The sequence below is a fragment of the Allobosea sp. Leaf344 genome (assembly GCF_001426225.1).
In the GTDB taxonomy this organism is placed as follows: domain Bacteria; phylum Pseudomonadota; class Alphaproteobacteria; order Rhizobiales; family Beijerinckiaceae; genus Allobosea.
Window position 1 is genome coordinate 13211 of record NZ_LMRT01000014.1, and the last position, 13822, is coordinate 27032.

The window sequence follows — 13822 nt, forward strand, 5'->3', positions numbered from 1 at the left end:
GATATTCAGTTTCAAGCATCGTCTCCTTAAAAGTGTACTTTGTTGGCGAAGAGCCCGATCGGCGGGGGAGGGTGGTCCTGTCCGCGGCCTCGCGGGCAAAAGCGCTGGGGCCGTGAGCGGAGCCGGGTAGCGTCCGGCAGGCCGGGGAAACGCCTTCCGCCCCTCAGATCGCGGCGCGCTGCCGCCGCAACATGGCGCCGAGCCGCTGCCGGTCGAGAAGCGCGCAGGCGGCGAGATAGGACGCGCCGCCGATGGCGATCGAAGCGGGCAGGGACCAGGGCCCGCCGGCTCCCGGCGCCGAGGCGAGAGCGGCGGCCATGACGAGACCCGCCACGGAAATCGTGACGAGGTCGCGAAAAGCGATGGGCCAGCCATAGAGCCGCACCGTCACCACCAGCGCCAGCGCCGTCGCCAGGCTCGTCGCGGCGAGGCAGCCGAGCAGCGCGCCCCAGATCCCTCCCGCCAGCGCGCCGATCAGACAGAACAGGATGGTCAGCACCGCCTCCGCCAAATCGAGCCGCGCCATTAGCCCGGGTTTCGCGTCGAGCTGCAGCATCTCGTCGAGCAGATGGTTGCGGAACACGCGGATCGCGCCGGTCAGCGTCGCCATCGGCAGGATGGCCGCCGTCATCGCCTGATAGGGCGCCGGGGCGACGAGCAGCGCCAGAGGCTCCGCGATCGCGAAGACGCCGATGACGGCGGGGACCAGCAGCCCCAGGAACAGCGGCGCGGCGGAGCGCATCACGCCGAGCCCGGCGGCGAGCGTCTCCTCGCGCGCCCGCTGGGCCGCCAGGGGAAAGATCGCCGTGGTCGCCAGCACGCCGATCTGCGTGGCGATGCGCTGGCCGATCCCCCAGCCGACGAAGACAAGCCCCACCGCCGCGGCGCCCAGCGTGACGTCGATGATGAAGCGCATGCTCTGCAGGGTGACCCAGGACAGGCCGGCGCCGAGCGTGGTGAACAGCCCATAGCCGAGCGCCTGGCGCAGGATGGCGCGGTCGAAGCGCAGGCTCTGGAACGGCCCGCGATAGGCGAGGCGATGCAGCATGATCGGGAGCAGCAGCGCATGGGCGAGCGCCACCGCCCAGAACAGCGTCGTCAGGCCGGGCTGCATGGCGGTGAAGGCGATCAGGGTGAAGGCCAGGCTCAGGCCCGGGCCGCCCAGTTGCGCGAGGCTGTGCAGGCCGATGGCCTGGGCCGCGCGCGCCCGGATCGCCGCATGCGTCAACGTGGCGCGCAGCACGCCCGAGCAGGCGGCGGCCGCCATCAGCTCCGGCGATCCGCTCTGCCCGCCGAGCCAAGCGACGCTCGCGGCGATCAGCGCCGCCTGCGCCGCCGCACTGCCGGCGAGCACGGCGATCTCGGTGACGTCCTGGCGCCGGCGCAGCGCCTCGTCCCGCCCGTCGAGATAGCGCAGCACATATTGCGACCACCAGGATTGCGTCGCGATCTGGGTCAGGTCCTGGACCGCGACGATCAGCGCATAGAGCCCGAGCGCCGCCGGCGGAAGCCAATGCGCCAGGACGATGATCGTCGCCAGCTGGAGCAGCGGCCCGAGAAGGCTCGCCGGCAGATACAGCGCCGTGCTGCGCAGGATCATGCTTGCGCCTCTCTCAGGAGACGCCGAGCAGGACGAGCTCGGAATAGGCGTAATCCAGCCTCGCGACGCTGTCGCCGGGGCCGCGCCAGAAGCGCTGACGGCCGGCCCGGAACAGCGCGCCGGCCGGACAGATCTCGCGATGCGCGTCGATCGCGACGAAGAACAGGCGGTTCTTGACCAGGAAGCGCATCACCGCCGGCAGATGTGCGAGCACGCGCTGTCGGTCCGGCGCGTAGATCAGCTGCGCGAAGCGGACGCCCCGGCGCCTGATCACCCGGAACAGCAGCGGCAGCGCCCTGTCCGGGAGACACAGCACCGCCGCGAGACAGCCATCGCGCCGGTGCCACTCCAGCAGATCGGCCTCCCAAGGAGGGAGCAGTGTTGCCGCGGCCGCGAGATCGCGGATCTGCACGCCGCGCGAAACCGGCTTTGCCAGCCAGGGCAGGGGCCCGGCCAGCACCATCCCGCTGCTCCAGGGCGAGAGCCCCGCGGCGGCATTCATCCGGTAGATCGATTCCGCCGCCGTGAGATCGGTGACCAGTTCCGTCTCGTCTGCGAGCGCGGCGCGCAGCATCGCCGTCGCCTTCAGCCGCTGCGGCGGCTCGATGTACCAGCTCGACAGGTTCATCGCCTCGAAACGGCTGCCGTCGTCGCGGAAGCGCTGGCTGCGCAGGGTCAGGAGCACGCCGACGACGCCGCTCGCCCGCTCCAGCAGCAGGCCGAAGCGATCCGGCTGCAGCGCGGCCTGCCGCTCCAGCCCGCGTTCCCAGAAGGAGGGGCAGCTCTGCGGGAAGCCGCGCCGCAGCAGCGCCACCACGGCGCTCCGGTCGCGCGGCTCGATCGGCCGCAGCATCGTGCGTCCCGCCGTCATCGGCCCGCTCTCTCGCCGGCCGAGGCCGCCGCCGCCTGGCGCCGGAGCTGGTGGCGCGCCTGCATCAGCCCGCGCTCCTGTCGCGAACCAGCGCCTCGATCTGGGCGAGCGTGTCGATTTCGGTGATGTCGAAATCGGCGTCGCTCAGATCCAGCCCGTGATCCCGCTCGAGAGCGCCCAGCACCTCGACCGCGGCCAGGGAATCGAGCCGGCCGCTCAGGAACAGTGAATCATCGGCCGCGAAACCGGCCTTGTCGCCGGCGTCGAGCAGCAAATTTGCGATCATCTCGCGCAGCGCGTGGGAAGGCGGCACCGGTCAAGCTCCCTGCACCAGTTCGGCCGCGGGTCGGGCGGCGGCAGCGTCATTGGCGGGCTCCTCCCTCGCCAGCTCGTCGCGCAGCGCGCCCCTGTCGATCTTGCCGTTGGCGTTGGGCGGCAGCGCGTCGCGGAACGCGATGCGCTCCGGGATCAGGTAGCGCGGCAATTCGGCCGCGAGCGCCGCCCGCAGACGCGCGGCATCGCCATGCCCGCCGGCGACGAAGGCCACCAGCCCTTCGGCGGAGCCGTGCCGGACCGGCCAGGCGACCGTCGCGACCAGCTCGGTCCCGGCCGCCCGGCGCAGATGCGCATCGATCTCCTCGAGCTCGACCCGGTTGCCCTTGAGCTTGATCTGGTTGTCGACCCGGCCGAGATGGTGGACCACGCCCTCCGCATCGACGCGGCCGAGATCACCCGTCAGGTACCAGCGCTCGCCGCGAAGCATGCGGAAGCGCTCCTCCGTCAGCTCGGGCTGGCCGAAATAGCCGATGCCGAGCTGCGGTCCGGCGAGCGCGATCTCGCCCGCCTCGCCAGCCGGGACGGGGCGCTGCTCGCCATCGAGGATCGCGACCCGCATCGTCGGATAGGGCCGACCGATGGCCAGGATGTCGCGCCCGGCGGTGACGACCGGCGGGTCGGTCAGCGGCTGGCGAAGCCCGATCACGGTGGCTTCCGTGGGGCCGTAGATGTTCTCGACGCGGCCATTGGGCGTCGCCTCCGCCCAGGCCTGGGCGGCCGCGACGGGCAAAGGCTCGCCGCAGAAGATCGACAGCCGCAAGGATGGCAGCAGCCCCGGACGCAGGGTGCCGGCCTGCCGCATCAGCGCGATTACCGTCGGCACCGACATCCAGACCGTCAGCGCATGGCGGCGGATCGCATGGGCCGGCGCCATGGTTTCCAGCTGTGCGAGCAGGTGCAGCCGCGCACCGGCGCGCAGCGCCAGGAACAGATTATGCACCGAGAGGTCGAAGGTCAGGTCGCAGGCCTCGGCCAGCCGGTCTTCCGGCCGGTAGTCGGTCCAGCCCGCGCTCTGATCGAGATAATGCGCCAGCGAGCCGGCCGAGATCACCACCCCCTTGGGCAGGCCCGTCGTGCCCGAGGTGAAGATGATGTAGCCGGGATCCCCGGCGGCCACCGGCACCGGCGCCGGCAGCGGCGTCTCGGTCCGCGCATCCAGGGCGAGCAGGCTCTGCGAGGCGCGGGAAGGGGCGATCTCCTCGGGCCGGGGCAGGATCACCAGATCCGGTGCCCGCGCCAGCACCGCCGGCGTCAGCAGCCGCGCGCCATTGGCGTCTGCGATGATCGCGTCGAGATCGAGCTGGTCGAGCAGAGCCCTGAGCCGCGCCACCGGCCATTTCAGATTGAGCGGGACATAGGCGGATCCGGCCCAGCAGGCGCCGAGAACGCCGATATAGGCCTCGATGCTGCGGGTGCCGAGGATCCCGATGCGCCCCGAACGCCGCCTCTTCACCAGATGAGCGGCGAGGCCGGCGGCGCGCTCGGCGAGCTCGCCGTAACTCAGCTGCGCGGTGGCGGTCTGAAGAGCGATGCAGCCGGGCCGGGCCTGCGCCTGATGAGCGAGGTCCAATGCCAGATTAAAGTCGCTCCGCATCCCACCCCTCATCGCGTTTTTTGTATAGTCGATGTTCAGTTGGAAATTATAGAAACGCAACGAAAAATTTCTAGCATCGGGAATCGCGGTTAAACTTCACTATGCAGGGAGCGCTGTCGGGCGCTGCGATCTATTGGTGACGATGCAGGAGCGGCGCGGCTTCGGCCTTGACGCGAGCCCGGGCCCCGGCCCCCGACGGGGACCGCTCAAGGCCGAAACAAACCGGGTCCGGCCTGCGCGAACCCCGTGTCCAGGAACCGCCCAGGATGAGCACCATCGCGGCATAGCCGCGCTGGCGGGCCATCTCGATCGGCGTGACGCCGTTGCGGTCGCCGAGGTCCCGCCTCGCGCCGGCCTCGACCAGATGACGGACGGTGCGCTGGTGCGGACACCGCCATCGCCGAGGATCACTGCCTCGATCAGCGCGGTCCAGGCCAGATTATTGACATGGTCGAGCGGCGCCCCCGCCTCGATCAGCGCCTTGACGATTTCGTCATGGCCGAGATGGGCTGCGGCGATCAGCGCCGTGCCGTCATAGGGGCTGGTGATGGCCCGCGGGTCCCCGCCGATCGCGATAGCCACCCGCAAGGTCTCGAGATCATCCGCCACGGCGGCGATGGTGATGGCGTCGTAACGCTGCCCATCCTGCGCGCGGGGGTCGGCGCCGAGCCTGACCAGCGCCCGCATCGCCTCGCGCTGCCTTGCATGGGCGGCGATGTGCAGAGCGGTCCGGCGCTGGCCGTCGCGCCTGTCGATGGCCGCACCGGAAGCGACCAGCCGCTCGATGGCGGGGACGTCGCCGGCCCAGGCGGCCGCGTGCAGCCCGTCATAGGCCGCGATCTCGGCGGCGGAGGGCGGCATCTGGGCCGAGGCGCGCCCGCCGGCCAGGAGCAGGCCCAGTGCCACCGCCAGGATGGCCGACCAATTCAGCGTCATCGCCGCGTCTCCTCTCGTCACGCCCGGGCCGCCGCGGCCGCAGGCCTAAAGTCCGCGGCCCTCGCTGCGGCCTGCCATGCCCTCGTGAGATTGTGCCAGAACCCGAGTTTGATGCCGACACATAATCCGGCGTTGGCGTTCGCGGCGCGCCGGAGGATAGTCGCTGTCTCCGCGGGCGCGGATCTTGCTGGTAGCCAGGTCCCGCTCATCTCCGAACAGGATCTGAAAGCCTATGACCTCGAAGCGGATCCGGATTGCCGTGGATATCGGCGGGACCTTCACGGATCTGGAATGTCTCGACGAGGCGAGCGGGACGACGCACAGCTTCAAGACCGCGACGACGCCGGACGACCCCTCGCTGGGGCTGATGAACGCGATCAGGGGCGCCGCCGCGCGCTTCGGCTTCGCTCTGTCGGAGGTCGGCTTCCTGATGCACGGCACGACGATCGCGACCAATGCGGTCCTGACGCGCAATCTTCCCGACGGCGCCCTGATCACCACGGCCGGCTTCGAGGACGTGCTGGAGATCGGCCGGCATGCCCGCAGCGAAATCTACCGCCTGAAACCGGAACCGCGCGCCGTGCTCGTCCCGCGGCGGCGGCGCTTCGGCGTGGTCGAGCGGATCGGGCCGGCCGGCGAGGTGCTCGCCCCGCTCGACGAAGCGAGCCTCGAGGCGGCGATCGACCGCGTCGCGGCCTCGGGCGCGAGCGTCTGCGCGATCGCTTTGCTGAACGGCTTCACCAACCCGGCTCACGAGATCGCCATCCGCGATCGCCTGCGCCGGCGCCTGCCGCAGCTCGCCGTCAGCTGCTCGCACGAGGTTTCGCCCGAGATCCGCGAATTCGAGCGCAGCTCCACCACGGTGCTCAACGCGCTGCTGATCCCGGTGGTGCGGCGCTATATCGACGCGCTGCTGGAGCGGATCGCCGCCGAGGGCCTCGCCGCCCCGCTCTATCTCGTCCAGTCGAATGGCGGCGCCACCACCCCGCGCGCCGCCAGCGACGCCCCGGTCAAGCTGTTGCTCTCCGGCCCCTCCGGCGGCGTGCTGGCCGCCGAAAGCGTGGCGAGGCAGCTCGGCTTCGCCAATGTCGTCGGCGTCGACATGGGCGGCACCAGCTATGACGTCGCGGTGATCCGGGATGGCGAGCGTGCCGTCGTCACCCAGGGCGAGGTCGACGGGCTGCCGGTGCGGGTGCCGATGGTCGATATGCGCACGATCGGCGCCGGCGGCGGCTCGATCGCTTCGCTCGACGCTTCCGGTCGCCTGCAGGTCGGCCCGCGCAGCGCCGGCGCCAAGCCGGGACCGGTCTGCTATGGCCGCGGCGGCACCGAGCCGACCGTCACCGACGTCAATCTGATCCTGGGGCGGCTCGACCCCGTCGCCTTCCTGGGCGGGACCTTCGCGCTCGATCTCGATGCGGCGCGCGACGCTCTCGACCGCCGGATCGCGACGCCGCTCGGGATCGAACGCGACCGGGCCGCGGCCGGCATCCTCGCCGTGGTCGTGGCCAAGCTGGCCGGCGCGATCAAGCTGTCGCTGTTCGAACGCGGGCTGGATCCGCGCGATTTCGCGCTGATGTCCTTCGGCGGCGCGGGCGGGCTGCACGCGCTCGAAGTGGCCGAGGAGCTCGGCATGACGACGGTGATCTTCCCGAAGGATCCCTCGACCTTCTCGGCTCACGGTATCCTGCAATCGGATGTCGTCCACGACCTCGCCCGGACCAGGGTGTTGCCGCTGAAGCCCGGTGCCGGCCCGGCCCTGGGCGAGCTCGCCGCCGGATTGCTCCGCGAGGGGCGCGCGCTGCTCGCCGCCGACGGGCTGTCGGAGGAGCGGTGCCGGCTCGATCTCGCAGCGGATCTGCGCTATCGCGGCCAGGCCTTCGAGCTGCTCGTCCCGCTCGAGGCCGCGCCCGACGACGATGCCCGGATCGAGGCGCTCTGCCAGCGCTTCCATGCGCTGCACCGCCAGCGCTTCTCCTTCGACGATCCCGCCGAGACCGTCGAGCTCGTCACCATGCGGCTGGCGGCCGTGGGGCTGCTCGGCGGCGTCGCGGCGACGAGCGCGCCCATGCCGGCCGATGCCGCGCCGCCGCGCAGCCGCGCCGTCCATCTGAACGGGGCGTGGACCATCGCCGCGGTCCACCAGCAGGAGCAACTCGCGGCACGCGCCCGGCTGCACGGGCCGGCGATCGTCGAGCAGGCCTATACGACATTGCTGATCCCCGCCGGCTGGTCGCTCGCCGTGGCCGGATCGGGCGATCTCGTCGCAACGCGGGAGTCGGGGATATGAGCAAGGTCGATCCGGTTCTCCTCGAGATCGTCTCCCATGCGCTGGTGTCGGCCGCGGAGGAGATGTCGATCACCGTCTGGCGCACCAGCCGCTCCACCACCGTGCGCGAGCTCCTGGATTATTCGACCGCCGTCTTCGATGGCGAAGGCCGCAACATCGCCCAGGCGGCGCGCATGCCCGTCCATCTCAACTCGATGGAGCTCTGCCTGCAGGACATCATCGCCCATCATCTGCCGCTCGATCGCTGGCAGGAGGGCGATGTCGTCGTCACCAACGATCCCTATTGCGGCGGCCAGCACCTGCCGGATTTCCTCGCCTTCAAGCCCGTCTTCGTGGCGGGGCGGCGCATCGCCATCACCTGCGTGCTGATCCACCACGTCGATGTCGGCGGTGGCGCGGCCGGCGGCTACAACGCCCATGCCGTCGAGATCTTCCAGGAGGGGCTGCGCCTGCCGCCGGTGAAGATCGTCCGCCGCGGCGAGATGATGGACGATCTCTTCGCCACGATCCTGCAGAATGTGCGGGAGCCGGAGACGTTCCGTGGCGATTTCCTCAGCCAGATCGCGGCGCTCGAGGTCGGCGCCCGCGCGATCCGCGCTTTGGCCGGCCGCTATGGCGTGGAGACGCTGGCCCAGGTCGGCGCGGCACTGCTCGATCATTCCGAGCAAGCCATGCGCTCGGCGCTGCAGGCTCTGCCGGACGGCGTCTACCGGGCCGAGGATTACGTCGATGGCGACGGCATGGACGAGGGCCAGAAGCGCATCGCCGTGACGCTGACGATCGCCGGGGACTGCGTCGCGATCGATTTCACGGGCTCCTCCGCCCAGGCGCGCGGTCCGATCAACGCCACGATGGCGACGACCAAATCCGCCGTCTATTACGCGGTGATCGCCGCCTCCGGCATCGAGGCCACGGCCAATTCCGGCTGCTACCGCCCGATCACGGTCACCGCCCCGCAGGCCAGCCTGGTCAATGCCGGCTTCCCCGCACCGGTCGCGATGCGCATGCTGACCGGCCACCGCATCGCCACCGCCGTGCTCAGGGCCTTCGCCGAGGCGGTGCCGGCGCGCATCCCGGCCTCCTATTACGGCGTCACCTTCAACCACGCGGTCAATATCCGCCATGCCGACGGGCGCCGGCAGGTCTATTTCGACGCCGAGATCGGCGGCTGGGGCGGGCATCCCGAAGCCGACGGCCCCTCCGGCCTCTCGGCCGGCTTCCACAACGGCCAGAACACGCCGATCGAGATGATCGAGGCGATCTTTCCGCTGCGCTTCGAGCGCTACGCCTTCATCCCGGATTCCGGGGGCGCCGGGCGGATGCGCGGCGGGTTGGGGCTGGTGCGCGAATGGCGCTTCATCGCTGAGCACGGGCTCCTCAACGCCTCCTTCGACGCTTTCGTCTCGCGGCCCTACGGGCTGCAGGGCGGGGAGCCGGGGCGCGGCGGACGGCTCAGCGTCATCAGGGCAGGGGAGTTGATGGCGCTGCCGGCCAAGACCATCGGCTTTCCGCTCCGCAGCGGCGACATCGTGCGCATGGAAACGCCGGGCGGCGGAGGACATGGCGAGCCGGCGCTGCGCGATCCCGCCGCCATCGCGGCCGACAGGGCCGACGGGTATGTTTCTTGAGCAGGCGCTGGCGCCAACTTGATCGGCCGGCGCTTGCGCCGATGCCGGCACGCGTGGTCACATGGCGCCAATGTGGATCGGCCTCGACGCCGTGCCGGGGGAATGCGCCATGCCTGCGATGAGGATGACGACCGGCGGGGCCGGTCCGCGGGCAGGCTGCGGCCGCTGCGGGATCCTTCCGCGATGAGCGAGCTGGATCGCCTGCTGCCGAGAGAGCCGCTGCCGCAGCGGATATCGCGGATCCTCGCCTGGGCGGCCGGCGCCATCGTGCTGATCGGCTGCAGCCTGCTGATCAGCATCGATGTCGTCACCCGCTTCTTCTTCAAGCGCGGCATGGTCGAGAGCTTCGAGATCTCGGGCTATGCGCTGGCGGCCTGCATCGGCCTCGGCCTCGGCTTCACCGTCACCTCCAAGGCCAATATCCGCGTCGACATCCTGCTGGACGCCCTGCCTGACCGCTTCAGAATCGTCTGCGACCTCCTCGCTTCGGCCGCTCTGGCCGTCATCGCCGTGGCGCTGGCCTGGTTCGCCTATGGCACGCTGGCGCAATCCTGGGCGCTCAACGCGAAATCGGTCTCGCTGCTGCAGGTGCCGATGGTCATCCCGCAGGGGATCTGGTGCGTGGGGCTCGTCTGGTTCGCGTGCATGGCGGTGCTGATCCCGATCCAGGCGATAGCCCGCCTCGTTGCTTCCGATCGTCCGGGCTTCGATGCGCTGATCGGCTCCCTGCGCGTCACGGAGGAGATCGAGCAGTCCGGGGTCGAGCGCCCGGCGGGAGAGCAGGCACGATGATCGGTACGGCGCTCTCCCTGCTGGTCGCGCTGGTCGGGCTGAGCCTGCCGGTGGCGGCGGCCCTGGCGATCATGGCCTATGTGCTGCAGGCCAATTACGCCTTCTTCCCGATGGTCGGGGCGGTGGGCGAGCTCGCCTGGAACTCGTCCAACGATTTCATCCTGATCGCCGCGCCGATGTTCATCATGATGGGCGAGCTGATGCACCGATCGGGGATGAGCGAGCGCCTGTTCGCGGCCCTGTCGCCCTGGTTCGCGCGCATCCCCGGGCGGCTGATCCACACCAATATCGCGGCGAGCGCCATCTTCGCCGCCACCTCGGGCTCCTCCGTCGCGACCGCCGCCACCATCGGCACCGTCGCCATCCCCAACATGGACAAGGGCGGCTACAACCGGCCGCTCTTTCTCGGCTCGATCGCGGCCGGCGGCACGCTCGGCATCCTGATCCCGCCTTCGATCAACATGATCATCTACGCCGTGCTGACCGACACCTCGGTGGCGGATCTCTACGCGGCCGGGTTCATTCCCGGCTTTCTGCTGGCGGCGCTGTTTTCGCTGATGATCCTGGGCCTGGCGATCCTGCGCCCCGCCTGGGCCGGGCCGAAGGTCGATACGACGCGGCTCTGGGCCGAGCGGCTGGCCGGCCTGCGCCACCTCGTCCCGCCCCTCGGGCTGTTCCTGGTGGTCGTCGGCTCGATCTATGCCGGTGTCGCGACCCCGACCGAAGCGGCGGCGCTGGGGCTGATGGCGACGCTCGGCCTCGTCGCCGCCAACCGGCAATTGACCCTGCCCGTGCTGCTGCGCGCCTTCGAGGGCACGGTGCGGACGACCTGCATGGTGATGCTGATCGTCATCGCCGCCTTCTTCCTGAATTTCGTGATGGTCTCGATCGGCCTGGTCAAGGCGATCACCGATCTCGTCCTGGCGCTCGGCTGGCCGCCTCTGGGCATGCTCGTGGCGATCGTGATCTTCTACCTCATCCTCGGCTGCTTCATGGAGACGCTGTCGATGATGATCGCGACGACGCCGGTCGTGGTGCCCGTGATCACCGCGCTCGGCTACAGCCCGGTCTGGTGGGGCATCATCTTCGTCATATTGATGGAGGCGGCGCTGATCACGCCGCCTGTGGGCCTGAACCTCTATGTGGTGCAGGCCGTCCGCGGAAAGGGCAATTTCGCCGATCTCTGCATCGGCTCGCTGCCCTTCGTCCTCGTCATGCTGGTGATGATCGCGCTGCTGATCGCCTTCCCCCAGCTCGCTCTCTGGCTGCCCACCATCCTCAACCCCAAGGCCGGCGGCTGAGCCGAAACCGCCGCCACCCACGCGACAGGAGACGACGATGAAAAGCCTGCTTCCGATTGCCGCTCTCGCCACCTCCCTGATGGGGTCCGCGGCGCTCGCCCAAGCCCTGCCGCCGACGAGCTTCAACGTCGTCGGCAGCATCGGCAATCTCTCGATGTATACGAGCCGGGAGGTGCCGTTCTGGAACGAGACGGTTCCCAAGGAGACGAACGGCGCACTCAAGGTGCAGGTCAAGCCCTTCACCGAACTCGGCTTCAAGGGCCCCGAGATCTTCAGGCTCGTCTCCGCCGGCACGCTGCAATTCGCCACCACCGTGCTCAACTATAATTCCGGCGAAGTCCCGATGAACGAGGCGACGGATCTCGTCGGCCTGGTCGGCTCGGTCGAGGAATTGCAGAAGGTCGTCGACGTCTTCCGGCCGACCTACGCCAAATTCCTGGAGGAGAAGCACGGTCTGAAACTGCTCGGCTTCGGCACCTATCAGGCACAGGTGATCTATTGCCGTGACAGCTTCTCCAAGGTCGCCGATCTCAAGGGCCGCAAGGTCCGTGCGTCGGGCGCCTCGCAGCAGGCCTTCGTCAGCCATATCGGCGGCTCGCCGATCAACCTCGCATTCGCGGAGGTCCAGCCGGCGCTGGCGAGCGGGGTGATCGATTGTGCGATCACCGGCGCTCTCTCCGGCTATCGCTCGAAATGGCACGAGGCGGCGAAATTCATCTCGCCCATGCCGATCAATTTCGGCCTCTCCGCCCAGCTCGCCAATCTGAAATGGTGGAACGGCCTCGACCCGAAGGTCCAGGCCTATCTCACGACGGGGCTGCGCAAGCTCGAGGATTCGATCTTCGACCAGGCCAAGTCCGAGACGCAGATCGGGCTGGACTGCAACACCGGCAAGAGCTGCAGCGAAGGCGCCCCCGCCGCCATGAAGCTGGTTCCCGTCACGGCGGAGGACGAGGCGCTGCGCAAGGACGCCCTGGTCAAGGTCATCCTGCCGGCCTTCGCCGGGCGCTGCGGCGCCGAATGCGTCACCACCTGGAACGCCACCATCGGCGACTTCCTGAAGGTCAAGATCGGCCAATAAGCCTTCGCCGACGAGCCGCGCCGCGATCTCAGGGCCCCGCCGCAGCAGCGGCGGGGTTTTTCGTGGCCGCCGTTCGGGGTCCCGCCGGCCATCGCCGGAACCGCATCGCGGCAATCTCGTTGGGTAGCAGCGCAGACAGGACGGTCGATACGGCCCGCACGGCAGCGCGATCAGGGGAAGGATTTCCTGAATGCCCAGCTTTGCACCACGCGCGCGCCCGGTGGCGAATCGGTCGCCCATGCGCTGGCTCGTCGTGACCGGGATCCTGCTCAGCCTGGCGCTGGCGACGGCCTTCGGCCTGCGCTGGTACAGGAGCCCCACCATCCTGACCATCGCGCTGACCCCGGCCTCGGATCGCAGCCAGCCCTTCATCCAGGCGCTGGTCAATTCGCGGCTGAACTTCCGCTTCGCGCTGGTTCGCTTCGACGACAACGCCAAGGCCTTCGCGGCGCTGCGCAATGGGACCGTGCAATTCGTCGTGGCCCGGGTCGATCAGGAGACGACCGGCGATATCCGCGCCGTCGCCGTGCTGTCGACCCGCTACCTCATCCAGTCCGAAGCCGCGGCGCCGGCCGATGAGGATCTCGCCTTCGCCGGGCGGGAGCTGACACGGGTGCTCAACCGGCCCGTTTCGGTGAGCGGGCTCGATGTCCGCGCGGCGCGCCGCTTCGAGACCGAGCCCAAGGCGCTGGCGACCCGCAGGAGCCTGAAGCTGACGGATGATCAGGCCGACCGGATCTGGTATCTCGGCGCGGCGCGGGACGAGCCTGAGGAGGCCGATGATTGGCGCGGCAAGGCGCTGACCGTGTCGCGGATGCTGGTGACGACGGAGCGGCTGGACCGGCAGCTGGTCCATGACGTCGCCATGCAGATCACCGACGTCATCCGCTCGACGCGCGCCGAAATCCCCGCCGCGCGCGAGGTCTCGCTGGCCCCCATCGACGAGGCCAAGGGCATCCTGCGGGCCCATGACGGCATCGCCCGCTTCATCAACCGCGAGGGCCAGGCCTTCTTCGAGCGCTATGGCGACCTCGTCTATGTCGGGATCAGCGTGTTCGGCCTGCTGCTCACCGCGATGGGGGCGCTGGCGGCCTGGATCCGCTACCGGATCGCCGATAACGGCCGGCGCTATTTGACGCGCATGCAGATGCTGGTCCACCGCGCCGCGCGCCGCCCCCAGGACGCGGACAGGATCCGGATCGTCGCCACGCGGCTCTCGCTGCGTTTCGCCGAGGAAGTCGCCGCCCGGCGCATCGCGCATGATGTGCTCAGCGCCTATGAGGTGCTGCAGAAGACGTTGGACACCTGGCTCGCGCGGCAAGCCAGCCCCTGACAGTCCCAGCCGCTGACAGTGCCGGCCCGCCGGTTGCCGGCCTGCCCGCGCCGTGCCAAG

The 13822-nt window shown here is 69.6% G+C and carries 11 protein-coding genes; 6 read left to right on the forward strand and 5 right to left on the reverse strand.

What is annotated here, in order from left to right; genetic code table 11:
• Window positions 1–163 precede the first annotated feature (163 nt).
• From ASG72_RS12100 to ASG72_RS12120, 5 genes are all read right to left on the reverse strand, one after another.
• Window positions 164–1600: an oligosaccharide flippase family protein gene (locus ASG72_RS12100; RefSeq protein ID WP_056712644.1), complete on the reverse strand. Its 1437-nt coding sequence runs from the start codon at window positions 1598–1600 to the stop codon at window positions 164–166.
• 13 nt (window positions 1601–1613) lie between these two features.
• Window positions 1614–2471 carry a hypothetical protein gene (locus ASG72_RS12105; protein WP_156395928.1) on the reverse strand — a complete coding sequence of 286 codons (858 nt, stop codon included), beginning with the start codon at window positions 2469–2471 and terminating at the stop codon, window positions 1614–1616.
• A gap of 64 nt (window positions 2472–2535) precedes the next feature.
• Window positions 2536–2784: an acyl carrier protein gene (locus ASG72_RS12110; protein WP_156395929.1), complete on the reverse strand. Its 249-nt coding sequence runs from the start codon at window positions 2782–2784 to the stop codon at window positions 2536–2538.
• Window positions 2785–2787: 3 nt separating this feature from the next.
• Window positions 2788–4401, reverse strand: a complete 1614-nt coding sequence (locus tag ASG72_RS12115; protein WP_162246242.1) for an amino acid adenylation domain-containing protein — start codon at window positions 4399–4401, stop codon at window positions 2788–2790.
• Window positions 4402–4500: 99 nt separating this feature from the next.
• Window positions 4501–5337 (reverse strand): ankyrin repeat domain-containing protein, encoded by an 837-nt coding sequence (locus ASG72_RS12120; RefSeq protein ID WP_244488787.1) that lies wholly within the window; start codon window positions 5335–5337, stop codon window positions 4501–4503.
• Between the two features lie 232 nt (window positions 5338–5569).
• Between ASG72_RS12120 and ASG72_RS12125 the strand changes: the two genes are divergently transcribed.
• From ASG72_RS12125 to ASG72_RS12150, 6 genes are all read left to right on the forward strand, one after another.
• A complete protein-coding gene (locus ASG72_RS12125; RefSeq protein WP_056712651.1) occupies window positions 5570–7627 on the forward strand; it encodes a hydantoinase/oxoprolinase family protein in 2058 nt (685 codons plus the stop codon).
• A complete protein-coding gene (locus tag ASG72_RS12130; protein WP_056712654.1) occupies window positions 7624–9255 on the forward strand; it encodes a hydantoinase B/oxoprolinase family protein in 1632 nt (543 codons plus the stop codon). Before ASG72_RS12125 ends, ASG72_RS12130 begins: the two co-directional genes overlap by 4 nt.
• 183 nt (window positions 9256–9438) lie before the next feature.
• Window positions 9439–10047, forward strand: a complete 609-nt coding sequence (locus ASG72_RS12135) for a TRAP transporter small permease (protein ID WP_162246243.1) — start codon at window positions 9439–9441, stop codon at window positions 10045–10047.
• Complete coding sequence (locus tag ASG72_RS12140; RefSeq protein WP_056712656.1) at window positions 10044–11348, forward strand: TRAP transporter large permease; 1305 nt, start codon at window positions 10044–10046, stop codon at window positions 11346–11348. The genes ASG72_RS12135 and ASG72_RS12140 overlap by 4 nt, the downstream gene beginning before the upstream one ends.
• Before the next feature lie 37 nt (window positions 11349–11385).
• Entirely contained in the window at window positions 11386–12429 is a 1044-nt protein-coding gene (locus tag ASG72_RS12145; RefSeq protein ID WP_082540299.1) for a TRAP transporter substrate-binding protein, read from the forward strand.
• A 238-nt stretch (window positions 12430–12667) separates the two neighbouring features.
• Window positions 12668–13762, forward strand: coding sequence for a hypothetical protein (locus tag ASG72_RS12150; RefSeq protein ID WP_056712660.1), 1095 nt, complete (start codon window positions 12668–12670; stop codon window positions 13760–13762).
• Window positions 13763–13822 lie beyond the last annotated feature (60 nt).